The organism is Variovorax sp. GW823-FHT04B03, from assembly GCF_058796495.1.
This window is the reverse complement of sequence record NZ_JBXAIT010000003.1, coordinates 68549-94209: the sequence shown is the minus strand read 5'-3', so window position 1 is coordinate 94209 and position 25661 is coordinate 68549. Positions and strand designations below refer to the sequence as shown.

Here is a 25661-nt window from a genome sequence, read left to right as displayed (position 1 = left end):
TCAGGTCGCGGCGCGCAAAAAGCGCTCGGTCAGCAGCACCCAGTAGGCGCCGCCCACGGCAACGTTGCTGTCGTTGAAGTCGTAGCCCGGGTTGTGGACCATGCAGGCGCCGTGCGCGTCGCCGTCGCCATTGCCGATGAGCAGGTAGCAACCGGGCACGCGCTCCAGCATGAAGGCGAAGTCTTCGCTGCCCGGCAGCGGTGGCGTCTGCCAGGTGACCTGCGCCGGGCCCACGAGTTCTTCGGCCACGGTGCGCGCGAAGGCGGTTTCTTCGGGCGTGTTGACCAGCACCGCGTAGCCGGGCCGCCAGTCGATCTGCGCCTGCACGCCGAAGCTCTCGGCCTGCGCGGCCACCAGCGCCTTGATGCGGGTTTCGATCTTCTTGCGCACCTCGCGGTCGAGGGCGCGCACGCTCAGCTCGAGCACCGCGCTCTGCGGGATCACGTTGTTGGCCTTGCCCGCGTGGATGGCGCCCACCGTGACCACCGCCATTTGCAGCGGGTCGATGTTGCGCGAGACCACGCTCTGCAGCGCCATCACGATGCTGGCCGCGGCCACGATGGGGTCGGCCGCGCGGTGCGGCATGGCGCCGTGGCCGCCCACGCCGGTGAGGGTGATGGTGGCGTAGTCGGACGAGGCCATGGCCGGGCCTTCGCGCATCGCCAGCCGGCCTTGCGCCATACCGGGCATGTTGTGCATCGCGAAGATGGCGTCGCAGGGGTAGCGCTCGAACAGGCCGTCGTCGATCATGCGCACCGCGCCGCCGCCGCCTTCCTCGGCGGGCTGGAAGATCAGGTTCAGCGTGCCGTCGAAGCGCCCGCGCTCGGCCAGGTGCTGCGCCGCCGCCAGCAGCATCGCCGTGTGGCCGTCGTGGCCGCAGGCGTGCATCACGCCCGTGTGTTCGCTGGCGTAGGCCAGGCCCGTGGCCTCGTCGATGGGCAGGGCGTCCATGTCGGCGCGCAGGCCGAGGCGGCGCGTGCCGTTGCCGCGCACCAGCCGGCCCACCACGCCGGTGCCGCCGATGTGGCGCTCGACGGTGTAGCCCCAGGCCTGGAGCTTTTCGGCCACCAGCGCCGAGGTGCGATGCTCGTCGAAGCCGAGCTCGGGGTGCTGGTGGATGTCGCGGCGGATGCCGATGAAGGTGTCGGCGCTGGCGTGCAGGTCGTTCAGGAGGGCGGTGGTGCTCATTGGGGTTCCAGTCGGATGGACTTGGCGATGTCGCGGTAGCGCGCGGTCTCGGCTTCGTAGAACTTCGCCGATTCGGCCAGCGTCGTCTGCGGCGAGGCCAGCTGCGTCTGGGCCGCGAGCTGCTCGCGCACGCTGGTTTCCTTCAGCGCCGCGCCGACGGCCTGATGCAGCTTCTGCACCACGTCTTCAGGTGTGTTCTTGCGCACGAAGAAGCCGCTCCAGGTCTTGTAGTTGACGTTCTTCAGCTCCTTGCCTTCGCTGGCGGTGGGCACGTTCTTCAGCAGCTCGGAGCGCTGCCCGCCGAGCTGGCCGAGGATCTTCAGCCGGCCCTGGTCGGCCAGCGCGCCCATGGCGGCGCTGTAGACCAGCACGGCAAAGTCGACCTGGCCGCCGCCGATGTCCTGCAGCAGCGGCGCATTGCCCTTGTAGGGCGCGTGCATGAGCTTCACGCCGGTGTCCAGCTGCACCTTCTCGAGGATCAGGTGGTACAGCGAGCCGATGCCCACGCTGCCGTACGACAGCGGCTTGTCGGGCGACTTGCGCGCCAGCGCAATGAGCTCGTCGACGCTGTTGGCCGGCAGGTCCTTGCGGGCAACGAAGACCATCACGGCCTCGGCCACCGGGTGCACCATGCGGAAGTCCTCGGCCTTGAGCTTCACGGCCGCATTGGCCAGCGGCGCAAGAATGATCTCGTTGGGCGAGCCCTGGAAGAGGTAGTAGCCGTCGGCCGGCGCGGCCAGCACCTTCTGCGCGGCCATGGCGCCGCTCACGCCGCCCAGGTTCTCCACGACCACCTGCTGGCCCAGCGCCTTGCCCAGCGGCACGGTGAAGATGCGCGCGGTGGCGTCCGAGGGGCCGCCGGCGGGATAGGGAACCATCAGGTTCACGGGCTTGGCGGGAAAGCCGTCGGCACGGGCGGGGCCCGCGGCCGCCAGCATCAGCCCGCAGCCGAGCAGCAGCGCGGATCGGAAGAGCGAAGTCGTCGTCAAAGTCATGTCTCCTGGGGTGGTGCCGGCTCGTGGGGCCGGATGCAGGGGAATGCTAGGAGCGGCCCGACGCAACGTCCAATGCATTGTTGGCTGCATTAGCATGAGTCCAATGCATTCATGAAAACGAGGTTTTCGCCATGACGCTGGTTCAACTGAGGCACCTGATTTCGCTGGCCCACACGGGCTCGTTCAGCCAGTCGGCGCAGGCGCTGCACCTGACGCAGCCCGCGCTCAGCCGCAGCGTGCGCGCGCTCGAAGACGAGCTGGGCATGCCGCTGTTCGACCGCATCGGCCGGCGCAACGAACTCACGGTCTTCGGGCGCGAGGTGCTGGAGCGCGCGCGGCTTTTGGTGTCGGAGGCCGAGGCGCTGCGCGACCGCGGCCGGCAGATGCGCGAAGGCGAGGGCGGCACGGTGCGCATCGGGCTGGGCTCGGGGCCGGGCGCGCTGCTGATGACGCCCTTTTTGCTGCACATGGCGACGCACCACCCGGCCGTGCGCACCGTGATCGCGCGCGGCAGCACCGACCTGCTGGCGCAGGCGCTGCGCGAGCGCAGCCTGGACGCGCTGGTGGTCGATGCGCGCGCGCTCAAGCCCGCGCCCGACCTGGTGCTGACCCACGTGTACGAGCTGCGCGGCGCCTTCCTGTGCCGCCGCGGCCATCCGCTCACACGGCTGCGCAAGGGCGTGAGCTTCGAGGCGGTGCAACGCTACCCGATCGCCTCGACGCCGTTGAGCGACGAGGTGGCGCGCGGGTTGGTCGAAACCTACGGCCCGCAGGCGCATCCTGCCAACTGCGTGACCCTGCAGTGCGAGGAGCTGCCCAGCATCGCCGACGTGGTGCGCCAGAGCGACACGGTGCTGCTCGCGGTGCACGAGTCGGCACCCGACCTGGTCGAGCTGCGGATGGAGCCGCCGATGCGCGGCACGGCGCGCTTCGGGCTGGTGACCTTGCGCCAGCGCACCGAGGCGCCGGCGCTGGCGATTCTTCGGCGGTTGATGAAGGAACGGATGGCGGGGGCGTAGGGCACCGTCTGCTCAGGACGCCGCCTGTGCCGACAGCGCAAGCTGGAGTTCGTCCAGCAGGTCCGCCACGCGCATGTGATCCGAAGCGGTTTCGCCGCGAGCGATTTCTTCCAACGCATCGGCGGGAGCGGCCACGGCCGCGGCGTCGACCATCAAGGCCGCGCCCCTGATCCGGTGCGCATGGTGCGCCGCGCTCGCGCTATCGCCCGCAGCGAACGCCCGACGCAGCGCCGCAAGGTCTTCCGCCATGGCCTCGTGAAACTGCGGCGGCAAGGCCGTGTCGGGGCGTTGCTGCGACGAGGGCGTCCCGCCCAGCCAGAGCTGCAGCATGCTCGACAGCTCGTCCAGGCGCAGCGGCTTCTTGAGCACGCCGTCCATCCCGCTTTCCATGCATTCGTCGAGGTGCGCCGAGTCGGTCGCCGCCGAGATCGCGATCACGGGCAGATGGCCGGCGCCGGCCTCGCGCTCGCGCTCCCGGAGGCGGCGCGTCGCTTCGTAGCCGCTCATCCCCGGCATGTGGCAGTCCATGAGCACGAGCGCAAAAGGATGCGGCGGCGCGAGTGCGGCCAGCGCCGCCGCGCCGTCGGCTTCGATCCGGGCGTCGTAGCCCAGCATGCGCAACTGCTCCGCGATGATGAACTGGTTGCCCGGATGGTCCTCCACGACCAGCACGGTGGCCGCAGGACTGGAAGACGGTTTGCCATGCGTCGCAGCGGCATCCTTGGACAGTTCTTGTGAGGGCGATACAAGCTTCACCGGCAGGGCGAACTCGACCGAGGTGCCCGCACCGAGGCGGCTGGTCAACCGGATCTCGCCGCCCATCAACTCGACCAGCTCCTTGCAGATGGTCAGCCCCAGGCCTGTGCCGCCGAAGCGCCGGGTCGTGGAATTGTCCGCCTGCGAATACGCATCGAAGAGGGAGGCCTGCTGCGAGGGCGCAATGCCGATGCCGGTGTCGCTCACCGTGACGGTCAGCAGGCCGTTCATGTCGCCATCGTCCAGAAGCTCCAGCGTCACGTCGATGTGCCCGCGCTCGGTGAACTTCACGGCATTGCCCAGCAGGTTGAGCAGCACCTGCCGCAACCGCGTGGGGTCGATCAGCACCTGCCGGCCCGACGGGTTGTGCGTGCGCACCGCGATGACCAGCGGCTTGTCCTGCGCGTTCACGCGCGCCACATGCGCCACCTTCTGCGCCAGCGCGTCGACGTCGGTGGGCACCAGTTCCAGCGCGAGGCGCCGGGCGTCCAGCTTCGAGAGGTCGAGCACATCGTCCAGCAGCGATAGCAGGGCTTCGGCGGCCGCAGAGGCGGTGCGCGTGAAGCGCGTCTGGCGCGCATCCAGCGGCGTGTGCGCCAGCATCTCGATGGAGGCCAGCACCGCGTTCATGGGCGTGCGGATCTCGTGGCTCATGACCGCCAGGAAGTTCGACTTGGTGCGCTCGCTCTTCTGCGCGGCGCGCTGCGCCACGCGGGCGCGCCAGGCGAACCAGCCGAGCAGCACGACCCCGCCGAGCAGCAGCAACAGCTGCGGCAGGCGGTAGCGCACGATCGACAGCAGCGACGGCTCGCCGAAGTCGGTCTGCTCCAGCCACCGGTCGTTCATCTGGCCGGTCTCCGCCGCCGAGAGGCTGGCGAGCGACTTCTCCACGATGGAATGCAGCAGCGGCAGGTCGGCGCGAACGCCCATCTGGGCCACGTACAGGAGATCGCCGATCGTGCCGGAGATGCTCAGCTGACGCGCATGCCTGCGGCGCATCATGGGAAGAAACACCGCGTCGGAGCCGATGGCGGCGTAGGCCTCGCCGGTGATCACCGCATCGAGGCTTTCCATCGGTTCGCTGGTGGGCAGCACGCGCACGCCGGGGTAGCGCTCGGCGAAGACATGGGCGTAGGTGCCTCCGCCGCGCACGGCCGCCACCTTGCCGTCCAGGTCCTTCATGTGCAGGACGAAGGGGGCATCGGTGCGCGTGACGATGATCGTCTGCGCCACGAAGAAGGGATCGGTCAGGCGCAGCCGGGCGCCGACCTCGCGCGTGGTGCGCTGGGCGCTGGCGTTCGGGAACATGTCGACCTTGCCGTCGAGAAAGGCCTGCTGGGCTTCCTGCCAGTCGGGGGTGGCGTGCAGCTCGAAGCGCAGGCCCGACTTGCGGGCGACCGCGTCGAGGTACTCCGCGATCAAACCCTTGTAGCGGCCGTGCTCGATGGACTCCAGCGGGCTCAGCCGTGTGTCGGCGGCATAGCGCACGACGGGGTTGGCCTTCATCCAGCGCTGTTCCTCGTCGGTGAAGAGGGGCTGCGCCTGCGCCCAGGCAGGGCCTGCGGGGAGGGCCATCGCGCCGCACATCGTCCACCGGGCCACTCGCCCGAGAGCGGGCCAGGGATTCATGTCTTGTCCAGCTGGTGGCGGATCTTGAACAGCTCGTTGTCCGTGCGGATGCCGAGCTTGCGGAACGCCGCGTGTTTCTGCGTGCTGATGGTGTTCACATTGCGGGAGAACTTCGTGGCGATCTGCGTGACCGACAGGCCCTCCAGGCAGCAGCGCAGCACCTCGCGCTCGCGCGGGGACAGCTGGGGATGCTTCGTGAGCGCCTCGGCGTCGGTGTGGGGCGACGCGGCCTCGGAAAGGGTGGCGATGTCCGCCGCCATGTCGGGATGCAGGTGGATGCGGCCCTTGCTCACCGTGCGCACGGCCGCCACCAGCTCGTCCAGTTCCTGGTTCTTGCCGACATAGCCGCGCGCGCCGGCTTTCAACGCCAGTGCCACGGTGGCCGCGCTGTAGTGCGCGGAGATGACGATCGTCCGGCTGCGCGGATGCCGGACCTTCAGTGCCCGCAGGAGGTTGAGCCCGTCGATGTCCGAAGGGCCGAGCGAGAAATCCACGAGCACGACATCCGCCGCCACGGTGGCCAGGGCATCGAGCAGTTCGCGGCTGGTGGCATGGCTGCCAACCACCGACAGGTCGGGCTCGTCCGCCAATCTTGCGATCAGGCCATGCCGGACGACCGCGTGGTCGTCGAGCAGCATCAGGCGCAGCGGCTGCGCGGCGAGGTGGTGTGCCATGAGGACCCTCCCAGTGGGCGGATCGTAGGCGGCTCGCCCCCACGTCGACACCATCACAACGAGGGGATGCGTGAGCGCACGCCGTACGAGCCCGCGCCGCCCCGGGTTCGAATTTTCGAACGATCCCTAAGTCGACCTCCCGGTTTTTCGTTGTATTTCTATATCGGGAAAAGCACCCGAAAAGAACAATTCATCGGAACAAAACACGCCGCCGCTCACACGCTTTTCGTGCGCACTTTCAAGGGCGCTCGCCGCAAGAGGCGCAAGGCCCTTGCAACGCGAAACCCGATGCATCGGCGGTTGGATTGGGTTCGTTGCGGTGCAGTCCGACGCATCGTTTCGAGGCCATGGGTGGGGTTCAACGAATCCTTCGTTGAACCTTTTTTTGAAGTTCTTGAGGAAATACCAGTGAAGAAAATTGCAACCCTTGCCGCTGTCACCTGCGCGGCTGCCGTGATGTTCGTACCCGGCCAGGCGAGCGCCGACAGTGCCGAGCTCCGGATCGCCGGCATCATCGTGCCGGCCGCCTGCACGCCCGTTTTCACAGGCGGCGGCGTGGTCGACTACGGCAACATTCCCGCTAGCTCGCTGAATCCGACGGCCCAGACCACGCTCGCGGACAAGTCGACCCAACTGACGCTGAGCTGCGATGCGCCTGTGCTGTTCGGCTTCAAGGTGATCGACGAACGCGCTGCAACGGCGGTCGCCGCGTTGGAAACCATCCCGGGGTATGCCACGAATGCGAAGTTCGGCTTGGGCGCTGTGGATGGCAAGAACATCGGCGCCTATTCGTTGCAGATCACGAAAGAGACTGCCGATCAAGGCAGCACCAAACACATCAACAGCGTGGACGGCGGAGCCACCTGGTCGGACTTTGCGGGCGGCATGACCGGCGACGGCGGCACGCTCGTTGCCTTCGCCGCCAGTGCCACGGGAACGGTGCCGGGCGCCCACACCGCCATCACGGCCGACATCCGTGTGGTGACCGCCATCGACAAGGGCAGCAACCTGCCGCTGACCCAGCAGATCCCGCTGGATGGCCTGTCGACGTTCGAACTCGTCTACCTGTAAGCAGCAACTGACGAACAGCCCGTCGATCCCTTTCCGCTCTTGTTTCTTCTGCCGTCAAGGGCAGCGTTTCGGGGCCATGGCGGGCGTCAATGAATCCTTCGTTGAAATCTCTTTTTTGAAGTTCTTGAGGAAATTATTCGTGAAGAAAATCGCAACTCTTGCCGCTGTCGCCAGCGTGGCCGCCGTGATGTTCGTGCCCGGCCAGGCGAGCGCCGACAGTGCCGAGCTTCGGATCGCCGGAACCATCACGCCATCCCCTTGCACGCCCGTTTTCACGGGCGGAGGCGTGGTCGACTACGGCAACATTCCCGCCAGCTCGCTGAACCCGACGGCCCAGACCACGCTCGCGGAAAAGTCGGTCGAACTGATCATGACCTGCGATGCGCCTACGCGGTTCGGCTTCAAGGTGATTGACGAACGCGCCGCGAGCGCGATCACTTCGCTTGAAACGATCCAAGGGGCCGCCCCGAACATGAAGCTCGGCTTGGGCACTTCGGATGGCAAGAAGATTGGCGCCTATTCGTTGAAGCTCCTGGGTCTGATCACCAGTGAAGGCGGCGCGTATATCGTTCAGAGCGATAACGGCGGCACCAGCTGGAGCCAAGTTGGCTCAAAATCTGCCCTGGTTGCTGATGGGAGCAGGCTCATTGGGGCCGTCAACAGCTCCACGACCACGACGCCGAATCCCCACAAGTCCATCACGACCACGATCGGCGTGGTGACCGCCATCGACAAGAGCAGCAACCTGCCGTTGACCCACGCGATCCCGCTGGATGGCCTGTCGACCTTCGAACTCGTCTACCTGTAAGCCACACGGCTGTATCGGGCGGGTCTTCCGCCCGATACAGGGTGGTGCCGGGCAGGGCGCCTGGCGCAACCCTTTCCAGGGCATTCCGTTCTCGAGCCCGCTGCGGCATAGAGCACCGGCCGGCATCGCGTCCGGACCGATCGGGATCGACGGGGTGCCACGGCTGGCGAACGGCCCGTCGGTCCCTCCCCATTTTTGATTCTTCTCGAAAGCGCCCCTTTCGAGACGGCGGACGCGCTCGTCCGACCACAGGAAAGAGAACCGTGAACTTCATCCCCGCCAGATTTGTTTTCGCACTGTCCGCCTCGACCGCATGGATCGCGGGCCTCGCCCCGCTGCCGCTGCATGCCGCGGGCATGCTGCCGGAAACCTCGGTCGTCATCGTCAACGAGAGCGATGGCGAAGCCAGTATCAACGTCAAGAACACGGACGCCAAGCCGGCGCTCATGTTCACGTCGCTGACGGGCATTCCCGGGGACGACGACACCCTGCTGATCGTGACCCCGCCGGTCGCCCGGGTCGAGCCGGGTGAGACACAGCTGGTGCGTTTTCTGCTGCAGACCAAGGAGCCGCTGAAGACGCAGCGCCTGCGGCGCGTGATCTTCGAAGGCATCCCGCCGAAGAACACCGAACCGGGCCTGCGCGTGACCATGAACGTGCGCCAGAACCTGCCGGTGCTGATCCACCCCAAGGGCCTGGCGAAGGACGACCAGCCATGGAAGCGACTGAAGTGGTCGGTCGGGACCGGCACGCTGCGCGTCGTGAACGACAGCCCGTACGTGGTGCGCCTGGCCACCGCGGTCCAGTTGCTCCCGTCGACCGCGACGGTCGACTTGCCGCGCCCCCATGTGCTGCCCGGCGAGACGGTGGAAGTGCCCCTGCCGGCCGCTGCGAAGGGGGCCGCCACGGTGCGGATGGTGCCTGCGACGGTGTACGGCTTCACCGTGGCCAGCTACGACGTCAGGCTCGCGGCGCACTGACGATGGCTGGGCTGTCGTCCTTGCGCACCGTGGCCCCGGCGGCCGCCATGGGCGAGCGCGCGAAAGGCACTTCGGCCGGCCTGCCGGCGATGCTCTGCGTGCTGCTGGCTTCTCCCTCGGCCTTTGCCCTGGCCGGCGAGGAGCACGCCGACGCCCTCGAGCAGTTCATCAAGGAGAAGCAGGTCGCCGGCTTCGACCAGGACGTGCTCAAGCAGCGCGGCATTGATCCGAAGCTGGCGGACTACTTCCGGCACGAAGCCCGCTTTCGCGCCGGGACGAGCGTGGTGACGCTGTTCGTCAACGGCGAGCGGCGCGGGCTGGTGCCCGCCACCTTCGATGCGGACGGCCGCCTGTGCTTCGACGAGACGCTGCGGGACAAGGCCGGCCTCGTCGCGGGCAGCGAGACGGCGGCGGACGACGCGGCTGCGGGCGCCACGGCCTGCGATGAATTCCAGCGCCAGTTTCCCAGCACGATCGTCGAGCTGCGCCCCGGCAGGGACGAGGTCCGCCTCATCGTGCCGACCGACGCGTTCCGGGCCCGCGAGCGCGCCGACACCTTCAGCAGCGGCGGCGCTGCCGGCCTGCTGAACTACGACCTGCTGACGATGGACAGCCGCCATGCCGGTGGCACCAGCAGCTTCCATTCGCTGGGCACCGAGGCCGGCCTGAACGTCGGCGACTGGATCTTCCGCAGCCGCCAGAGCTACACCTCGCACAACGGCAAGGAGAAGATCCAGCACCTGTATGCCTACAGCCAGAAGACGCTGACCGGCCTGGGCTCGACGGTGCAGGGCGGCCAGATCACCATCGCCAGCTCGATCTTCCCGGGCGATTCGATCCTGGGCGTGCAGATCGTCCCGGAGGGCGCCCTGCGCGCGGATGCGCGCGACAACGGCGCCGTGGTCGAAGGCATCGCCCACACGCAGGCCCGCGTTGAGGTGCGGCAGAACCACGCGCTCATCTACTCGACGGTGGTCCCGCCGGGGCCGTTTTCGCTGGCGGGCCTGCCGCTGCTCAGCGGCGCGAGCGACCTGGAAGTCACGGTCATCGAAGCCGACGGCTCGCGCCGGCCGTTCACCGTGCCCGCCGCCGCCCTGGGCGCGACCGCGCTTCGCACGACGGCGGGCTACTCGTTCGCGGTCGGCCGCTACCGCCCGTACGGCCACGGTGAGCGCCAAGACAAGCCCTGGGTGGCGACAGGCACCGGCACCTGGGCGCTCGACAAGCGCACGCACCTGACGGCGGGCGCCATGGCGGCCACGCGCTACCAGGCCGCCGCATGGGCCGTGAATCGCATGGTGGTGCCAGGCACGATGGCGGGGTTTCGCCAGGCCGTGTCCAACGCCTCGGGGGAAGGCGTGCGCGGCACGCAGGTCGATGCCTCGGTGAGCAGCGTGATCTCGCCCGCGTTGTCGGCGTCGGTGAGCGCCACGCAACAGACCCGGGGTTACCGCGCCCTGGCGGACACGATCAACCCGAACCTGTTCGACGCCGCCTGGACGCGCCAGCGCTACAAGGGCCAGTACACGGGCTCTGTCGGCTGGACCCACGCGAGCCTTGGCGGTTTTCGGCTGGCGTATTCGGCCTCCTCGAGCTTCGACGGACGCCACATCCAGCGCGTGATCGGCTCGTGGGTGAAGTCGTTCCCGCACGCCACGGTGTCGCTCAACGTGGAACGCAGCACGGGCGACCTCGGGCGCTTCGACAACCGGCATGCGGCCTATGTCACGGTGAGCATTCCGCTGGGCTCGAAGACGGTGAAGACGTACGTCAACCGCTACGACGACCGGACCCGCGCCGGCGTCACGCTCAACGAGCGCATCAACGACACCACGAGCTACCAGGTCTCGGCCGAGCGAGACAGCCGCGACGGGCGCAACGACTTCGCCGGGCGCCTGAGCCTGCTGCCGCGCTACACGCAGGCCAACCTGGGCTTCTCGCGCAACGGCGCGAGCACCACCTACAGCGGGCAACTGCAAGGTGGCATCGTCGCCCACAAGGACGGCATCACGTTCTCGCCGTACCCCGTGCAGGACACCTTCGGCATCGTCTCGGTGGGGGGCGTGTCCGGCGTCCGAATCGGCACGCCGCAAGGCCCGGTGTGGACCGACGCCTGGGGGCGCGCGGTGGCCCCGCAGCTGTTCCCGTACCACACGAGCCGGCTGGAGATCGCGACCCGGTCGCTGCCTCGCAACGTCGACCTGGTGAACGGCTACCAGGAGCTCGATGCGGGCCGCGGATCGGTGAACCACATCCGCTTCGGCGTGGTCAATGCCCGCCGGGTGCTGCTGAAAGCGGTCGGTCCCGCAGGGCAGGCGCTCGAGAAGGGCGGGGCGGTGGTCGATGGCGACAACCAGTACGTCACCTCGGTGGTCGACGGCGGGCAGGTCTTTCTGCCCGACGTGCGGGACGGCGCGGACCTGCGGGTCACGCTGTCGAACGGCGGCACCTGCAGGCTCGCGTTTTCGCTGCCGCAGACACCCGACGCATCTGCCTACTTTGAATCGGCCAATGCCACCTGCACGGCCATGGAAGCACACCCATGATCACGATGAAAAACCTGCGCCGAATGGGCGCGACGTTCGGCATGGCACTTGTCGCGCTGGCAGCAATGCCGGCGCATGCACAAGCCTCGGCACGCTGCGATGCGCAACTGAGCGAGCCGCTCGTCGACTACGGACGGATGACCCGCGCACAGCTGCTGGAGCGCCAGCCCGACCCCGCCCGCGCCTCGCTGGGCAAGCGCCTCGTGACGCTCACGGCGGTGTGCGCCGAACGCACGGCGATGGCGCTGTCGTTCCAGGGCGCGGCGGCGGACGACACGGGGTTCCGGTTTGCCGGGACCGGCCGCTTCACCCTGCGGATCGTGCAGGCGCAGCTCGACGGCAAGCCGGTTCGCCTGGCCGCATCGCAGGCGGATGCCACGGGCGCGGCCCCTTCGTCGTTCCTTCGGCCCGGCGACCGGATGTCGCCCATGGACGGCGGAGGCCTGGCCCAGGGCCAACGCCTGACGGTCCAGCTCGAGATCGAGCCCTTCGTGGGAACCGCCGCGACGCGCGTCGCGGCCGAAAGCACCTGGGAAGGCGCGGGGCGTTTCGAAGTTCTGAGCCGTTAGCCCGTCATCCGGCGCACAGGCCACCCCTTCGGTTCGCCCACAAGGCGATTCGACATCCGATCCATCTACCTCTGGAGCGACCCTTGAAGCAGAGCCATTGCACAGTCCACACCGCCATTCCCTCCACGCTGCGGCTGCCCATCCTGTGGGATGAGCCCGTGTGCGCCACCATTGCGGTGATCGACCCGGAACTCCGGCCCCGACAGCAGATGGGGCGGGCCATCCGCAGGCTCGGCCATTGGCCGCTGGTCTTCACCAGCGCACTGGAACTGATGCAGGCGTGCCGTTACCTCCACCTTCGCTTCGACGCCGTGGTCGTGGCCTGTCCGGTGGACGCCGGCGCGGCGGGCGCACTGATCGCCCAGGTGCGGGAGCAGGTGGGCCCGGAGTGCCCCCTGGTCCTGAGCGGCGGCAAACGCGGTCTGCGCGAGCTGGCGGTCCTGCATGCGCGCGAATCCGACCACGTGGAGGTGACACCGTCTTCGTTCGAAGAGGCGTACCTCCTGATGCGGTGCTTCCTGCAGTGGCACCGGGCACGGGTGGCGGGCCAGTTCGTCGAATGGGGTGCGTTCCGCTTCGACCTGTCCGCGGACAGCGCGCAGGTGGCCGGCATCCGGGTCGAATTGACGCCCAATGAGTTCGACCTGGCCATCGTGCTGTTCAGGAACGTCGATCAGGTCCTGACCCACCACGCGCTGCGCGCGCTGGTGTGGGACAGTGGCCATCGCTGCGGCTCCGGGGTGCTTTCCACGAACGTGTGCGGCCTGCGGCGCAAGCTCGGCCTGGGCGCCGGACGCCATGGGTTGGAACTGCAGGCCGTCCCGGGGCAGGGCTACCGGTTGAGCACCGCGGCCAGCGCGCCGGAAGAGAACAGGCGCCGGCAGCGGGAACCCGTCCGAAGGGCAGGGGAACGCGCGTGGGGGAGCGCAGCCGCTGCGCCGGGTTCGGCCGCCTGAGCGAAAGGCAATCAGCCTAGGCGCTTGCTGGTGCGGCAGCTTCCGCCGCATCGGGCCGCGCCAGCCCCGACGCCACCGCCGCCAGGATGCCGCGCAGCCAGCGGTGCGCCGGCTCGTGCTGCGAGCGGTCGTGCCACAGCTGGTAGAAGCGCATGCGCGGAAAGCCCTGCGGCGCGGGCACCGCCACCAGCGGCAGCGTGTGCACGAACTGCATCGCGAAATGGCGCGCGGTGGTGAAGACCAGGTCGGTGCCCACCAGCAGGTGCGGCGCCACGGTGAAGTAGGGCACGGCAATGCAGGCCTCGCGCGTCTGGCGCAAGGTGGCCAGGTGCGTCTCGACCACGCCGCGCTGCGACGCCGCATACGGCGTGGGCACCACGTGGCGCGCGGCGATGTAGCGCTCCATCGTCATGGCGCCCTTGGCGGCCAGCGGGTTGTTCTTGCCCATGAGGCACATCAGGTCGTCCTCGAGCAGCAGCGACAGGTGCAGCCGGTCGGGCGGCTGCGGCCAGTTGCCGATCACGATGTCGAGCTCGCCCTGGGCCAGCGCGCGCTCGTAGTCGTAGGTGACGCTCAGCGGGTGCACCACCAGCCGCGCATGCGGCGCCTCGGCACGGAACCTCGTCGTCACGTCGGCCAGGAAGCTCATCGCCAGGTAGTCGGGCAGCGCGAGGTGGAAGGTCATCGCGCTGGAGGCGGGCTCGAACTGCTCGGGGCCCGAGAGCATGCGGTCGATTTCGAGCAGCGCGCCGCGCGCGCGGTCGCGCAGCTGCAGCGCCCGCTCGGTGGGCACCATGCCGCTGCGCTCGCGCACCAGGATGGGGTCGGCGAACACCTCGCGCAGCCGGCGCAGCGCGGTGCTGATGGCGGGCTGGGTCTGGTTCATGCGCACCGCCACCCGGGAGACGCTGCGTTCGGCCACCAGGGCGACCAGCACGCGCAGCAGGTAGGTGTCGACGGGAGCGTGGGAGCGTGACATGGCGGCAGGGCGGAGAAAAGAGGCGTTGCCGGCGGCAGCACCATCATGGCAAACCGTTATGCCGCACATTCTAGAGAGCGTGATCCGGGGCCGCGATATCTGCCTACAGTTCGCCACCAGCGGGAACGGCAGCCGCAAGCGGACCCACAGAAGGTCCCAGGCGGCGCGTCCCGTCCACACCTAGAAATGGAGACAACCATGAGCATGGACGCCACGATGGCGCCAGTCCGGGAACACACCGCCACGGCGGAACTGGACGGCATCTACCGCAAGATCATCTTCCGCCTGATTCCCTTCCTGATGCTGCTGTGGGTGCTGGCCTGGATCGACCGGGTCAACATCGGCTTCATCAAGCTGACGATGCTGGACGACCTGAAGTGGAGCGAAGCGGCCTACGGGCTGGGCGCGGGCATCTTCTTCCTGGGCTACTTCTTCTTCGAGGTGCCCAGCAACCTGCTGCTGCAGAAGATCGGCGCCAAGAAGACCATCATGCGCATCACGATCGGCTGGGGCCTGACCTCGATCGCCACGATGTTCGTGAAGAGCACCGAGATGTTCTACCTGCTGCGCTTCCTGCTGGGCGTGTTCGAGGCGGGCTTCTACCCCGGCATCATCCTGTACCTGACCTACTGGTTCCCCGACAGCCGGCGCGCCAAGGCCTTCGGCATGTTCATGTCGGCCTCGGCCTTCGCGGGCGTGATCGGCGGGCCGCTGGCCGGCACCATCATGAACAACATGCATGGCGTGAACGGCTGGGCCGGCTGGCAGTGGGTGCTGCTGCTCGAGGGCATTCCCTCGGTGCTGGCCGGCATCGCCACCTACTTCTACCTGACCGACCGCCCCGAGCAGGCCCACTGGCTCACGGCGCGTGAACGCCAGCTGGTGCACGACGACCTGGAACGCGACCGCAAGACGCTGGGCCACCGCGAACACAGCATGCTGGCCTCGCTGAAGAACGGCAAGTTCTGGCTGCTGATCCTGATCTTCTTCTGCATCATCGCGGCCAACTCGTCGCTCACCTTCTACGGCCCGACGCTGGTGAAAGAGATCGGCTTCACCAACCCGCTGACCGTGGGCTGGATCATGGCCGGCGCCTACCTGTGCGGCGCGGCCGGCATGATCTGGAACGGCTTCCACTCCGACCGCCACCAGGAGTCGCGCTACCACTGCGCGCTGGCCGCGGCGCTGGGGTCGGGTGCGTTGCTGGTGGTGGCGCTGTTCCTGCGCCAGAGCCCGGCCCTGGTGCTGGCCGGCCTCACGCTGGCCATCGTCGGCACCATGAGCGCGATTCCCGTGTTCTGGCAGATGCCCAACCGCTTCCTGGCCGGCACCGCGGCCGCCGGCGGCGTGGCGCTGATCAACTCGATCGCCAACCTCGCGGGCTTCGGCGCGCCGTGGATGCTGGGCCTCATCAAGACCGCCACCGGCAGCCTGGCGCCGGGCCTGTATGTGGTCGCGGCGGTCGAGATCTGCGCCACCGTGCTGATCCTGCTGTTCGTGCCGCGCCTGCACAAGACGCCCGCGCGCTGATTCCTTTCACCCCTTCGTCCGTCTGTCTGAATACAAAGGAGATGCTCTCCATGCCTTCCCACGCCCATCGTTTCGATCTCCAGGCGCTCAACGCCATGGACTGCGACGCGTTCGTCGCCGCACTCGGGCCGACTTTCGAGAATTCGCCCTGGGTCGCACGCTCGGCCTGGTCGCTGCGGCCCTTCGCCACCATCGACGCGTTGCACGAAGCCATGCTCGACGTGGTGCGCCGCGCACCCGACGCCCAGCAGCTGGCGTTCCTCTGCGGCCACCCCGAGCTGGCGGGCCGCGAAGCCCAGGCCGGCACGATGACCGCCGAATCGGTCGGCGAGCAGGGCAGTGCGGGCCTGAATGCGCTGAGCCGCGAAGAGATGGCCGAGATCCAGCGGCTGAACCGCGTGTACCGCGAGCGGCACGGCTTTCCTTTCATCATCGCGGTGCGCCGCAGCACCAAGGGCCAGATCTTCGAGGCGCTGCGCAGCCGCGCCGCCGAGTCCACCGAAGCCGAGCGCCGCGCGGCGCTGACGCAGATCGGCCTCATCACCCGCGGTCGCATCGACACGCTGCTGGGTGCGTCCATCTCCCAAGGAGCGGTCCATGCCTGAGAAAGAAATTTCCCTGCCCGCACGCCGTCGCTTCGCGCTGTCGGGCCTCGCGCTCGGCGCTGCAGCCCTGGCGCCCCACGGTGCTGTTGCGCAGACAACGGCCGCACCCGCCGGGCCGGCCCAGGCCAGCGGCCCGATCGTGCTGCACGGCGTGAGCCCGCGCCTGACCGTGCACGCGCTCGACACCTTCCACGGCGCCGCGGCAACCGGGCTGCGCATCGATCTCTCGGTGCGCGAGGGCGACGGCTTCAAGCTGCTGCGCACCGTAACCATGAACGGCAACGGCCGCGCCGACGAGCCGCTCTTGATCGGCGACAGCTACCGCGCCGGCGACTACGAGCTGCTGCTGCACGTGGACGAGTACTTCGCACGCAAGCAGTCGCGCCTGCCGACGCCGCCGTTCCTGTCGAAGCTGCCGGTGCGCATCCGCGTGGCCAACGTGGCCGAGCGCATCCACCTGCCGATCCAGTTCGGCCCGTGGAGCTACACCTACTCGCGCGGCAGCTGACCAAGCAGGCCCCGTTCGTTCCCATCGTCCGCAAGGAGTTTTCTTCACATGACCGGCATCACCACCCACGTGCTCGACATCACCACCGGCCGCCCGCTCGTCGGGCTGAAGGTCGACCTCTACGACGTGGCGACCACGCCGCCCACACGCCTGAACAGCACGCGCACCAACGCCGACGGCCGCACCGACGCGCCCATGCTGGCTGCTGCCTCGGCGCGCACCGGACAGTTCGAGCTGCAGTTCCACGTCGGGGACCACTTCAAGGCGGCCGATGCGCTGTCCGACGTGGTGCCCGTGCGCTTCGCCATCGCCGACGCCGGGCAGCACTACCACGTGCCGATGCTGTGCGCCCCCTGGTTTTTTTCCACCTATCGCGGCAGCTGACCGCGGGAGCTTTTGCTGAATGACCACATCCCATGACCCCCACGCAGGCGCGTACCTGCTCGACTCCATCCGCCTCGCCATGGGCAACATCCGCGAACGCAAGACCTGGCCCTTCGGCGCCGTGATCGCGCGCGACGGCAAGGTCATCGCCACCGCCGTCAATGAAGTGGATGCCCTGTGCGACCCTTCGGCCCACGCCGAGATGCAGGCCGTGCGCGCTGCGGCCAAGGCCCTGAAGAGCACCGACCTGTCGGGCTGCACCGTGTACGCCAGCGGCTACCCGTGCTCGATGTGCCTGACGGCGATGTACCTGTCGGGCGTGAAGGAGGTGTTCTACGCCTACTCGAACGAAGACGGCGAGCCCTTTGACCTGTCGGCCGCGCGCGGTTATGTGGAGATCGCCCGGCCGCTGGAGCAGCGCGAGATGAAGCTGCATTCGCTGCCGGTGCGCGACGAAAGCGACGAGGACCTGTACGAGGCGTGGAGCAAGGTGGCGCAGCCGGCGGGTTGAGCCACAAGAAAGCCCCGCACCGCCCCCGACGCTAGGGGCGGGCGGGGAGCTTCCCGGCCGACATCCGCAGCTCGTCGAGGAAGCGCCGCGCGGCAATCGACAGCGTCGACTTCTGCCGCCGGATCACGTGGATGCGGTGCACCGTGGCGCCGATGTCGGCGATGGCGCAGGCCTTGAGCCCCCATTCCTGCGCGATGCGGGCCGCGTAGCCGGGCAGCACGACCACTCCCGCACCCGCACGCACCAGCCCGAGCGCGGCGGTGAGCGTGCCGACCTCGATCGCGCTGGGCAGCGCGATGCCCTGGCGCGCCACGATGTCGTCTATGGTGCGCCGCACCGTGTACACGTTGCGCAGGCTGATGTGCTCCCAGCGGGCGAGCTCCTTCCACGGCACCTTCTTCTTGCCGGCCATCGGGTGGTCCGCGCGAACCACGGCGAACATCGAATCCTCGAAGGCGACCTGCGTGTCGGCGCCGGCAATCTCGTGGTCGATCGCGCCGAGGCCGAAGTCGACCCGGCCGGCCAGCACGCTCGCGACGGTCTCGTCGGTCGAGAGTTCGTGCAGGTCGAACTGCACGCCGGGGTAACGCCTGCGGTAGTCGGCGATCAGCGGAGCCAGCAGGCCGTAGACCATCATGGGCGAGGCGGCGATGCCGACGCGCCCGCGCTGCAGGTCAGCGAGTTCGGCCACGCTGCGCGCCGCCGATCGCATGGTCGCGATGATCTCCACCGCGAAGGGATGGAACTCCACGGCCTGCGCATTGGGCTGTACGCGCCGCGTGGTGCGGTCGAACAGCGCGAACCCCAGCTGCGTCTCGAGTTCGGCGACCACCTTGCTCACGGCCGACTGCGTCATGTGGCGCTGGGCGGCGGCCGCGGTGAAGCTGCGCGTGTCGAACAGCGCCAGGAAAACCTCGAGCTGCCGGATGGTGATATTCATTCCAAATAGGACTTGGTTTATTCAAATAATTCCATTGTTGCATCAATGAGGGCTGCCTACGATCAGGCGCAATCCCATCACCGATCCGCCTGCACCATGGAAACCTCCACCGAATCCCGCCCTTGCTGCCATGTCGATGTCGATGCCGAAGGCGTCGCCAGCGTGCAGTTCGACAACGGCCGCCTCAACCTGCTGACCGCCGAGGCCGCCGCCATCTATACCGAGACGCTGCACGAGCTGCAGTGGCGCGACGACATCCGCCTCTTGATCCTGCGCGGGCGTCCCACGGCCTTCGTGGGCGGGGCCGACATCAAGTTCCTCAAGGACGCGAAGCACCGCGACATCGATGCCTACATCAAGGGCGTGTTCGCGCTGTGCGAGCAGCTGCGCGCCTTGCCGTTTCCCACCATGTCGGTCGTGTCGGGCTACTGCCTGGGTGCCGGCATGGAGGTCGCGACCGTGTGCGACCTGAAGATCGCCGCGAAGGACGCGCGCTTCGGCATGCCCGAGGTCAAGCTCGGCGTGCCCTCGGTCATTCATGGCGCGCTGCTGCCCGGCCTGATCGGTTGGGGCCGCACGCGCGACCTGCTGCTGTCGGGCCGCATGATCGACGCCGACACGGCCTGCAGCTGGGGCCTCATCACCGCGACGGCGCCCGCCGAATCGCTCGAGGACGAAGTGTCCACCTGGCGTCACGAGCTGCTGTCGGGTGCGCCGCAGGCCCTGCGCAACCAGAAGGCGCTGATCCGCAGCTGGGAACGCATGCCCACGCAGGACGCCATCGCCGTCGGCGTCGAAGCGCTGGTGCGCGCCTACGACACGAGCGAACCCAAGGACTACATCGAGGCCTTCCTGCGCGCGAGAAAGCGCGGCTGAAGCAGCCTCTCCAAGGAGACACAGACACATGACAACGATCTCGAAATTCGTGCGCGCCGCCTCCCTCGGGCTGGCGCTGGCCTCGGGGCTGTCCCCGGCCGTCGCGTCCACATACCCCGACCGCCCCGTGACGCTGGTCGTACCATTCACGGCCGGCGGCATGACCGACGTGCTGGCCCGCCAGTTGTCGCGCAGGATGCAGGACGAGCTCAAGCAGCCCGCGGTGGTCGAGAACCGCGTGGGCGCGGGCGGCATCATCGGCGCCGAGCGCGTCGCCAAGTCGCGCCCCGACGGCCACACGCTGCTCATCACGACGACGGCGCATGTCGTCAACCCGGCCATCACCAAGCAGTTGCCGTATGACACCGAGAAGGACTTCGTGCCCGTGGCCCTGCTGGCGCGCACGCCGAACGTGCTCGTGGTCCATCCCTCGGTGCCCGCGAAGAACCTGCAGGAGCTGATCGCGTTCGCGAAGAAGAGCGGGGGCGTGTCCTACGGCTCGTCGGGCACCGGCGGCACGACACACCTGTCGGGCGAACTCCTGGCGGCCCGCACGGGCGCTCCGTTCCTGCATGTTCCGTACAAGGGCACGGCGCTGGCGGTGAACGACGTGCTGGGCGGACAGATCCACGCGGCCTTCGTCGATGCGCTCACGGCGGTGAAGTACGTCGAGAGCCAGAAACTGCGCGCGATCGCCGTGTCGACCGCGCAGCGCAACCCCTCGCTGCCCGACGTGCCCACCATCGCCGAGCAGGGCGTGCCCGGCTACGAGACCGAGATCTGGATCGGCCTGTATGCGCCGCGCGGCACGCCACCCGCGATCGTGCAGCAGCTCAACCGCATCGCCATCGGCGCGATGAGCGAGCCGGCATTCAAGGAAACGCTGGCAAGTCAGGGCACGGCGCCAAGCACGATGGATGCCGTGGCCTTCGCGGCCTACGTGAAGCGCGAGATCGCCAAGTGGCAGGCCATCGTGCGCGACGCGCGCATCGAGCCGCAATGAAGGAGGGCGGCGTGACGACGATGGCACTGCCTCTCTCGGGTGTCCGCATCCTCGATCTGACGAGCGTCATCATGGGGCCGTACGCCACGCAGATGCTCGCGGAGTACGGCGCCGACGTCATCAAGGTCGAGCCGCCCGAGGGCGACATCATGCGTGGCATGGGGCCGGTGCGCGAAGAGGGCATGGGGCCGGTCTTTCTCAATCTGAATCGCGGCAAGCGCAGCCTGTGCCTCGACCTGAAGGCGCCCGAAGCGGCCGACACGCTGCTGCGCGCGGTGGCCACGGCCGACGTGTTCATCACCAACATGCGCCAGGGCGCGCTCGCACGTCTCGGGCTGGGCTGGGAGGATCTGAAGCGGCACCACCCGAAGCTGATCTACGTCTTCCTGTCGGGCTTCGCGCAGGACGGCCCGTACGCGGGCCGCCCCGCGTACGACGACCTGATCCAGGGCATGGTGGGCCTGCCCGCGCTCGTGGCCGCCACCGGCGACGGCGAGCCGCAGTACCTGCCGCTGAACATCGCCGACAAGACCATGGGCCTCTTCGCCGCGCAGACCGTGCTGGCCGCGCTGCTGCAGCGCAGCCGGGACGAAGCGCACGCGCAGGGACAGTTCATCGAAGTGCCGATGTTCGAGACCATGGCGAACTTCGTGCTGCTCGATCACATGGCCGGCGCGAGCTTCGAGCCAGCGCTGGGCCAGCCCGGCAACCCGAGGCTGCTGTCGCGCTACCGCAAGCCTTACCGCACGCAGGACGGATGGCTGAGCACACTGCTGTACACCGACAAGCACTGGGAAAACTTCCTGCGGCTGGTGGGGCAGGAGGCGCTGTGGAACGGCGACCCATGCTTTCGCACCATGGCCAGCCGCACGCAGCACATCGATGCGGTGTATGCCTTCGTGGAGCAGCACATCGCGCAGCATCCGACGGCGCACTGGCTGGAGGTTCTGCTCGCGGCCGACATTCCGGTGGCACGCATTCCCAGTGTCGAGGCCCTCATCCGCGAACTGCGCGACAGCGAAAGCGGCCCGGTGCGGGACTACGCCGACGCGCGCGGCCACACCTACGTCGGCCTGGAGCCGGCAGCACGCTGGCTGCATGCGCAGCCAGTGGCGGGCAGGGCGGCGCCCCGGCTCGGCGAGCACACGGAGGAGCTCCTGCGGGAGCTGTCGGCGGCGCCGACCGACTGACACTGCGTGCCATACTGCCCGCGTGTTCACGTGGCGCAGCAGCCATCGAGGAGAAAGACGCACATGGTCCAGCAGGCCAAGCGCAGCGCAACCACCGTCGGGGCCATCCTCGCCTCGGCGCGACAGCTGTTCATCGAGCGGGGGTTCGCGGCGGTCAGCATCGACGACATCGCGGCCGGCGCGGGGATCGCCAAGGGCGGCCTGTATCACCACTTCCGCGCCAAGCACGACGTCTTCGAAGCCGTGCTCGATGCGGTGCAAGCCGAGCTCGCCGCAGAACTTGGCACACGCATCCAGCGCATCGAAGGGCACCGCTCGCCCCACACCATCGCGACCAACCTGCGCATCTACCTCGAAGCGGCCACGCAGGAAGGCCTGCGCCAGCTGATCCTGGTCGACGGGCCCGTGGTGCTCGGCTGGGAGCGCTGGCGCGGCATCGACGACCGCCACTTCATGGACTCGATCCGCACCGGGCTGGTGGCGATCATGCCGGCGGGCACGTCGCCCGAAGAGATCGAGGCCGCCACGCGGCTCATCGCCGGCGCGGTGGCCGAAGCGGCGCTGGCCTGCGGGGCGGCGCAAGACCCGATGGCCGCCGTGCAGCTGCACTGCCGGTTGCTCGAAACCATGCTGTGCGGGCTGCAGCAACACGGGTTGGGTTCGTCCCCGGATTGACAAACCGACTTTGGGTCGGTAAATTTTCTCCATCGCATCCGATGGAGACAGACATGGCGTTTCCTGGCAAGACCGATCCCGCCGACCCCGCCCTGGACACCGAAGCGTTGTTCGCGCGGTACCACGTCGGATGGGAAACGCGCGACCCCGACCGCATCGCGTCACTGCATTCCGAAGACACGACCTACTGGCTGCACGACGGCTCCGCGCCGGTGCGCGGGCGCGAGGCGCTGCGCCAGTACTGCGTCGGCGTGTTCGCCCGCTATCCCTTCAGTTTCGAGCTGCGGCGCAGCCTGTTCGGCGCGCGGCACTGGGTGCTGGAGTGGGTGATGGTGCTGCCGCTGAAGGACACGGCAGGGCAGCCGTTTACCGCGCGCGTCGAGATGCTCGACGTGGTCGACGTCAACGACGCCGGCGAGGTGACACGCAAGGACGTCTACATGAACGGCGCCCAGTCGCAGGCCGCCTTTGCGCGCGCGGGCATCGCGCCCGGCCAGCCGTAGCCGTCTCGTTCTTGAAGCATCGCACCCGCTTCCGGCTTGTTGGAAGCGGGCAGGGCGCTGCCGCGCCCGATCGACTGACGGTTACCACCTTCCAGGAGCACGCCATGCAAACCCGCCCGCATCACACGTTCTGGCCCCGGCGCCTGCCTCGCGCCTTGCACGCGGCGCGCACGCCGCTGTGGGACAACCTCGCGGTCAATGCCCGCCGCTTTCCCGACAAGGCGGCGCTCATCTTCATGGGCCGCACGATGAGCTATGCACAGCTGTGGGCCGCCGTCGAACGCCTGTCGGCCGGCCTGCATGCGCTGGGCGTGCGCCCCGGCGACCGCGTGCTGCTGGCGATGCAGAACTGTCCGCAGCTGGTGATCGCGCATTTCGCGATCCTGCGCGCCGATGCCGTGGTGGTGCCGGTCAACCCGATGAACCGCGCCGAGGAGCTGAAGCATTTCATCGTCGATCCCGATGCGCAGGTGGCGATCGCGACGGCCGACCTCGCGGTCGAGCTTGCGAAAGCCAGCGATGCCTTGCCGCAGGCGCAGCAGCTGCGCCACCTCGTCGTGACCCAGTTCACCGATGCCTTCGACCCGGCCGCGCTGTCGGAACAGGACATGCCGGCAGCCTGGGCGCCGTGGCTGCTACCGCGGCGCCAACTGCCGACGCTGGCCGGTGGCGCGGTGCATGCGTGGACCGACTGCCTGGCCTGCGAAGCCGCACCGCCCGTGGCCCGCGCCGATGCGGACGCACTGGCCCTGTTGCCCTACACCAGCGGCACGACTGGCCTGCCCAAGGGCTGCCTGCTCAGCCACGCGAACGCGATGCACAACGCGATGGCCATCAACGCCTGGGGCAACGTGACGCCGCAGAGCATCCACCTCGTGGCCGTACCGATGTTCCACATCACGGGCATGGTCGGTGTCATGCACGCGGCGATGCAGGTGGGCGCCACGGCCGTGCTGATGCCGCGCTGGGACCGCGAACTGGCCGGCCGGCTGATCGCCACGCACCAGGTCACGCACTGGGCCAACATCCCGACCATGGTCATCGACCTCTTGGCCAGTCCGAACGCGGCGCGCTTCGACCTGTCGAGCCTGGTCACCATCGGCGGCGGCGGGGCGGCAATGCCGCAGGCGGTGGCGCAGCGGCTGTTCGAGCAGTACGGCCTGCGCTATGTCGAGGCCTACGGCCTTACCGAAACTGCCGCGCCCTCGCACTACAACCCGCCCGACGCGCCCAAGCTGCAGTGCCTGGGCATCCCGTTCATGAGCACCGACGCGCGCGTGATCGACCCCGACACGGGCCGCGAGGTCACGCCAGGTGCGCAGGGCGAGATCGTGATCCACGGGCCGCAGGTCTTCGCAGGCTACTGGAAGCGCCCCGCGGACACCGAGGCCGCCTTCGTCGAGATCGACGGCAAGCAGTTCTTTCGCTCCGGCGACATGGGGCATGTGGACGGGGAGGGCTACTTCTTCGTCACCGACCGGCTCAAGCGGATGATCAACGCGAGCGGCTTCAAGGTCTGGCCGGCCGAGGTGGAGGCGCTGATGTTCCGCCACCCGGCCATCCAGGAGGCCTGCGTGATCGCGACCCGGGACGCCTACCGCGGCGAATCGGTCAAGGCGCTGGTGGTGCTGAAGCCCGGGCAGCCGCCGGTGAGCGCGCTGGACATCATCGACTGGTGCGCCGCAAACATGGCGGCGTACAAGGCGCCGCGCGTGGTGCAGTTCGTCGACGCGCTGCCCAAGAGCGGCAGCGGCAAGGTGATGTGGCGCGCGCTGCAGGAAGCAGAGGCTACGTCAACGTGAATCCGACGGCCCAGGGCGAACGATGACCGGCGCATGCTGCGCCATGAGCCCCGCGACCCACTCGATGAACGCGCGCAGCTTGGCGCTCACATGCCGGTTCGGCGCGAACGCCACGTACAGCGGCATCGGATCGAGCTGCCAGTCTTCGAACAACGGCACCAGTTCGCCGCGCGCCCGGTGCGGCGCGGCCATGTAGTCCGGCAGCCAGAGGATGCCCAGGCCCGCCAGCCCGGCCGCGAGGTAGGCGTTGCCATCGTCGACCGAGAGCACGTAGCGGCCCTGCACGTCGACGCGCTCGCCGCCCCGGCGCATGGCGTACGGAAAGGTCTTGCCGTGGCGCGACCACAGGAAGCCGACGATGCGGTGGTGTGTGTCTTCCAGCTCGCGCGGATGCGTCGGCGTGCCGGCCAGTTCCAGGTAACTCGGCGCCGCGTAGACCCCAAGCTGCAGGTCGCCCACGCGGCGGGCCATGAGCGAGGGGTCGGTGAGCTCGCCGCCGCGCACGACGCAATCGACGTTCTCGCCGATCACATCGACCATGCGGTCGCTCACGCCCATGTCGAGCTGGATGTCGGGGTAGCGCGCATGGAAGGCCGGCAGCGCGGGCACCAGGATCATGCGGGCCAGCGGGCTGGGCACGTCGACCCGCAGGCGGCCGCGGGGCAGGGCGGCGGCGCTCGACAGGCTGGTCTCGGCATCGTCCAGGTCGGCCAGCAGCCGCACCGCACGCTCGTAGTACGCCGCGCCATCGGCCGTGACGTTCACCTTGCGCGTCGTGCGATGGAGCAGCTTCACACGCAGCCGCGCCTCCAGCTGCTGCACCAACTGCGTCACGCTGGTCTTGCTCATGTGCAGCGTGTCGGCGGCCTTGGTGAAGCTGCCGGCTTCCACCACGCGGGTGAAGGCTTGCATTGCATCGAAACGGTCCATGGGAGGGCTCCTGCCGGCGATTGTTTGGGATCTG

At 68.5% G+C, this 25661-nt stretch carries 25 protein-coding genes; 18 read left to right on the top strand and 7 right to left on the bottom strand.

Features of this window, described 5'->3' with window-relative positions; all coding sequences use genetic code 11:
- Nucleotides 1–1188 (bottom strand): M20 aminoacylase family protein, encoded by a 1188-nt coding sequence (locus tag AC1RAD_RS13570; RefSeq protein ID WP_492735343.1) that lies wholly within the window; start codon nt 1186–1188, stop codon nt 1–3.
- Nucleotides 1185–2183, bottom strand: coding sequence for a tripartite tricarboxylate transporter substrate binding protein (locus tag AC1RAD_RS13565; protein WP_062472854.1), 999 nt, complete (start codon nt 2181–2183; stop codon nt 1185–1187). Before AC1RAD_RS13565 ends, AC1RAD_RS13570 begins: the two co-directional genes overlap by 4 nt.
- A 131-nt stretch (nt 2184–2314) precedes the next feature.
- Here AC1RAD_RS13565 and AC1RAD_RS13560 point away from each other — a divergent pair, with 131 nt between their 5' ends.
- The gene (locus AC1RAD_RS13560; RefSeq protein WP_095745258.1) at nt 2315–3202 is read left to right on the top strand and encodes a LysR family transcriptional regulator; all 888 of its coding nucleotides are present in this window, start codon (nt 2315–2317) and stop codon (nt 3200–3202) included.
- Nucleotides 3203–3214: 12 nt separating this feature from the next.
- Here the strand turns inward: AC1RAD_RS13560 and AC1RAD_RS13555 are convergent, their stop codons facing one another.
- Nucleotides 3215–5533: an ATP-binding protein gene (locus AC1RAD_RS13555; protein WP_492735341.1), complete on the bottom strand. Its 2319-nt coding sequence runs from the start codon at nt 5531–5533 to the stop codon at nt 3215–3217.
- A gap of 50 nt (nt 5534–5583) precedes the next feature.
- The gene (locus tag AC1RAD_RS13550; protein ID WP_492735339.1) at nt 5584–6261 is read right to left on the bottom strand and encodes a response regulator; all 678 of its coding nucleotides are present in this window, start codon (nt 6259–6261) and stop codon (nt 5584–5586) included.
- A 66-nt stretch (nt 6262–6327) separates the two neighbouring features.
- Here AC1RAD_RS13550 and AC1RAD_RS13545 point away from each other — a divergent pair, with 66 nt between their 5' ends.
- The 6 genes from AC1RAD_RS13545 to AC1RAD_RS13520 all read left to right on the top strand — a co-directional run bounded on the left by AC1RAD_RS13545 (nt 6328) and on the right by AC1RAD_RS13520 (nt 13191).
- Nucleotides 6328–7332: a DUF1120 domain-containing protein gene (locus AC1RAD_RS13545; RefSeq protein ID WP_492735337.1), complete on the top strand. Its 1005-nt coding sequence runs from the start codon at nt 6328–6330 to the stop codon at nt 7330–7332.
- A 76-nt stretch (nt 7333–7408) separates the two neighbouring features.
- Nucleotides 7409–8140: a DUF1120 domain-containing protein gene (locus AC1RAD_RS13540; protein ID WP_492735335.1), complete on the top strand. Its 732-nt coding sequence runs from the start codon at nt 7409–7411 to the stop codon at nt 8138–8140.
- 263 nt (nt 8141–8403) lie between these two features.
- A complete protein-coding gene (locus AC1RAD_RS13535; protein WP_492735333.1) occupies nt 8404–9120 on the top strand; it encodes a fimbria/pilus chaperone family protein in 717 nt (238 codons plus the stop codon).
- A 29-nt stretch (nt 9121–9149) separates the two neighbouring features.
- On the top strand, nt 9150–11666 hold the full coding sequence (locus AC1RAD_RS13530; protein ID WP_492736204.1) for a fimbria/pilus outer membrane usher protein: 2517 nt from the start codon (nt 9150–9152) through the stop codon (nt 11664–11666).
- Complete coding sequence (locus tag AC1RAD_RS13525; RefSeq protein WP_492735332.1) at nt 11663–12235, top strand: DUF1120 domain-containing protein; 573 nt, start codon at nt 11663–11665, stop codon at nt 12233–12235. The genes AC1RAD_RS13530 and AC1RAD_RS13525 overlap by 4 nt, the downstream gene beginning before the upstream one ends.
- 83 nt (nt 12236–12318) lie before the next feature.
- Nucleotides 12319–13191: a winged helix-turn-helix transcriptional regulator gene (locus AC1RAD_RS13520; RefSeq protein ID WP_492735330.1), complete on the top strand. Its 873-nt coding sequence runs from the start codon at nt 12319–12321 to the stop codon at nt 13189–13191.
- Between the two features lie 16 nt (nt 13192–13207).
- Here the strand turns inward: AC1RAD_RS13520 and AC1RAD_RS13515 are convergent, their stop codons facing one another.
- Entirely contained in the window at nt 13208–14170 is a 963-nt protein-coding gene (locus tag AC1RAD_RS13515; RefSeq protein ID WP_062472868.1) for a LysR family transcriptional regulator, read from the bottom strand.
- A 198-nt stretch (nt 14171–14368) separates the two neighbouring features.
- On the opposite strand from AC1RAD_RS13515, the gene AC1RAD_RS13510 reads away from it, so the two are divergent.
- The 5 genes from AC1RAD_RS13510 to AC1RAD_RS13490 are packed head-to-tail and all read left to right on the top strand — an operon-like array spanning nt 14369 to nt 17708.
- Complete coding sequence (locus AC1RAD_RS13510; RefSeq protein WP_070060608.1) at nt 14369–15700, top strand: MFS transporter; 1332 nt, start codon at nt 14369–14371, stop codon at nt 15698–15700.
- Between the two features lie 50 nt (nt 15701–15750).
- On the top strand, nt 15751–16305 hold the full coding sequence (uraD, locus tag AC1RAD_RS13505; RefSeq protein ID WP_492735328.1) for a 2-oxo-4-hydroxy-4-carboxy-5-ureidoimidazoline decarboxylase: 555 nt from the start codon (nt 15751–15753) through the stop codon (nt 16303–16305).
- On the top strand, nt 16298–16813 hold the full coding sequence (locus AC1RAD_RS13500) for a hydroxyisourate hydrolase (protein ID WP_492735327.1): 516 nt from the start codon (nt 16298–16300) through the stop codon (nt 16811–16813). The genes uraD and AC1RAD_RS13500 overlap by 8 nt, the downstream gene beginning before the upstream one ends.
- Nucleotides 16814–16861: 48 nt before the next feature.
- A complete protein-coding gene (gene uraH, locus AC1RAD_RS13495; RefSeq protein WP_492735326.1) occupies nt 16862–17197 on the top strand; it encodes a hydroxyisourate hydrolase in 336 nt (111 codons plus the stop codon).
- Nucleotides 17198–17216: 19 nt separating this feature from the next.
- On the top strand, nt 17217–17708 hold the full coding sequence (locus AC1RAD_RS13490) for a nucleoside deaminase (RefSeq protein ID WP_159277014.1): 492 nt from the start codon (nt 17217–17219) through the stop codon (nt 17706–17708).
- Nucleotides 17709–17739: 31 nt separating this feature from the next.
- Here AC1RAD_RS13490 and AC1RAD_RS13485 read toward each other — a convergent pair whose 3' ends face one another.
- Nucleotides 17740–18648, bottom strand: a complete 909-nt coding sequence (locus tag AC1RAD_RS13485) for a LysR family transcriptional regulator (protein WP_492735324.1) — start codon at nt 18646–18648, stop codon at nt 17740–17742.
- A gap of 96 nt (nt 18649–18744) precedes the next feature.
- On the opposite strand from AC1RAD_RS13485, the gene AC1RAD_RS13480 reads away from it, so the two are divergent.
- From AC1RAD_RS13480 to AC1RAD_RS13455, 6 genes are all read left to right on the top strand, one after another.
- The gene (locus tag AC1RAD_RS13480) at nt 18745–19524 is read left to right on the top strand and encodes an enoyl-CoA hydratase-related protein (protein WP_492735322.1); all 780 of its coding nucleotides are present in this window, start codon (nt 18745–18747) and stop codon (nt 19522–19524) included.
- A gap of 28 nt (nt 19525–19552) precedes the next feature.
- Nucleotides 19553–20527, top strand: a complete 975-nt coding sequence (locus tag AC1RAD_RS13475; protein WP_492735320.1) for a Bug family tripartite tricarboxylate transporter substrate binding protein — start codon at nt 19553–19555, stop codon at nt 20525–20527.
- A 20-nt stretch (nt 20528–20547) separates the two neighbouring features.
- The gene (locus AC1RAD_RS13470; protein WP_492736202.1) at nt 20548–21717 is read left to right on the top strand and encodes a CaiB/BaiF CoA transferase family protein; all 1170 of its coding nucleotides are present in this window, start codon (nt 20548–20550) and stop codon (nt 21715–21717) included.
- Nucleotides 21718–21780: 63 nt separating this feature from the next.
- Complete coding sequence (locus AC1RAD_RS13465) at nt 21781–22392, top strand: TetR/AcrR family transcriptional regulator (protein ID WP_492735318.1); 612 nt, start codon at nt 21781–21783, stop codon at nt 22390–22392.
- 53 nt (nt 22393–22445) lie between these two features.
- Nucleotides 22446–22895 (top strand): nuclear transport factor 2 family protein, encoded by a 450-nt coding sequence (locus AC1RAD_RS13460; protein WP_492735316.1) that lies wholly within the window; start codon nt 22446–22448, stop codon nt 22893–22895.
- Nucleotides 22896–22999: 104 nt separating this feature from the next.
- The gene (locus AC1RAD_RS13455; RefSeq protein ID WP_492735314.1) at nt 23000–24697 is read left to right on the top strand and encodes a long-chain fatty acid--CoA ligase; all 1698 of its coding nucleotides are present in this window, start codon (nt 23000–23002) and stop codon (nt 24695–24697) included.
- On the opposite strand, the gene AC1RAD_RS13450 is transcribed toward AC1RAD_RS13455, so the two are convergent.
- Nucleotides 24689–25627, bottom strand: coding sequence for a LysR family transcriptional regulator (locus tag AC1RAD_RS13450; protein WP_492735312.1), 939 nt, complete (start codon nt 25625–25627; stop codon nt 24689–24691). The genes AC1RAD_RS13455 and AC1RAD_RS13450 overlap by 9 nt on opposite strands.
- Nucleotides 25628–25661 lie beyond the last annotated feature (34 nt).

Coding starts and splice junctions, on each gene's coding strand:
- AC1RAD_RS13570 (WP_492735343.1), bottom strand. CDS start 1,188: ATGAGCACCACCGCCCTCCTGAACGACCTGCACGCCAGCGCCGACACC.
- AC1RAD_RS13565 (WP_062472854.1), bottom strand. CDS start 2,183: ATGACTTTGACGACGACTTCGCTCTTCCGATCCGCGCTGCTGCTCGGC.
- AC1RAD_RS13560 (WP_095745258.1), top strand. CDS start 2,315: ATGACGCTGGTTCAACTGAGGCACCTGATTTCGCTGGCCCACACGGGC.
- AC1RAD_RS13555 (WP_492735341.1), bottom strand. CDS start 5,533: ATGGCCCTCCCCGCAGGCCCTGCCTGGGCGCAGGCGCAGCCCCTCTTC.
- AC1RAD_RS13550 (WP_492735339.1), bottom strand. CDS start 6,261: ATGGCACACCACCTCGCCGCGCAGCCGCTGCGCCTGATGCTGCTCGAC.
- AC1RAD_RS13545 (WP_492735337.1), top strand. CDS start 6,328: ATGCGTGAGCGCACGCCGTACGAGCCCGCGCCGCCCCGGGTTCGAATT.
- AC1RAD_RS13540 (WP_492735335.1), top strand. CDS start 7,409: ATGGCGGGCGTCAATGAATCCTTCGTTGAAATCTCTTTTTTGAAGTTC.
- AC1RAD_RS13525 (WP_492735332.1), top strand. CDS start 11,663: ATGATCACGATGAAAAACCTGCGCCGAATGGGCGCGACGTTCGGCATG.
- AC1RAD_RS13515 (WP_062472868.1), bottom strand. CDS start 14,170: ATGTCACGCTCCCACGCTCCCGTCGACACCTACCTGCTGCGCGTGCTG.
- AC1RAD_RS13510 (WP_070060608.1), top strand. CDS start 14,369: ATGAGCATGGACGCCACGATGGCGCCAGTCCGGGAACACACCGCCACG.
- uraD (WP_492735328.1), top strand. CDS start 15,751: ATGCCTTCCCACGCCCATCGTTTCGATCTCCAGGCGCTCAACGCCATG.
- AC1RAD_RS13500 (WP_492735327.1), top strand. CDS start 16,298: ATGCCTGAGAAAGAAATTTCCCTGCCCGCACGCCGTCGCTTCGCGCTG.
- uraH (WP_492735326.1), top strand. CDS start 16,862: ATGACCGGCATCACCACCCACGTGCTCGACATCACCACCGGCCGCCCG.
- AC1RAD_RS13490 (WP_159277014.1), top strand. CDS start 17,217: ATGACCACATCCCATGACCCCCACGCAGGCGCGTACCTGCTCGACTCC.
- AC1RAD_RS13485 (WP_492735324.1), bottom strand. CDS start 18,648: ATGAATATCACCATCCGGCAGCTCGAGGTTTTCCTGGCGCTGTTCGAC.
- AC1RAD_RS13480 (WP_492735322.1), top strand. CDS start 18,745: ATGGAAACCTCCACCGAATCCCGCCCTTGCTGCCATGTCGATGTCGAT.
- AC1RAD_RS13475 (WP_492735320.1), top strand. CDS start 19,553: ATGACAACGATCTCGAAATTCGTGCGCGCCGCCTCCCTCGGGCTGGCG.
- AC1RAD_RS13470 (WP_492736202.1), top strand. CDS start 20,548: ATGGCACTGCCTCTCTCGGGTGTCCGCATCCTCGATCTGACGAGCGTC.
- AC1RAD_RS13465 (WP_492735318.1), top strand. CDS start 21,781: ATGGTCCAGCAGGCCAAGCGCAGCGCAACCACCGTCGGGGCCATCCTC.
- AC1RAD_RS13460 (WP_492735316.1), top strand. CDS start 22,446: ATGGCGTTTCCTGGCAAGACCGATCCCGCCGACCCCGCCCTGGACACC.
- AC1RAD_RS13455 (WP_492735314.1), top strand. CDS start 23,000: ATGCAAACCCGCCCGCATCACACGTTCTGGCCCCGGCGCCTGCCTCGC.
- AC1RAD_RS13450 (WP_492735312.1), bottom strand. CDS start 25,627: ATGGACCGTTTCGATGCAATGCAAGCCTTCACCCGCGTGGTGGAAGCC.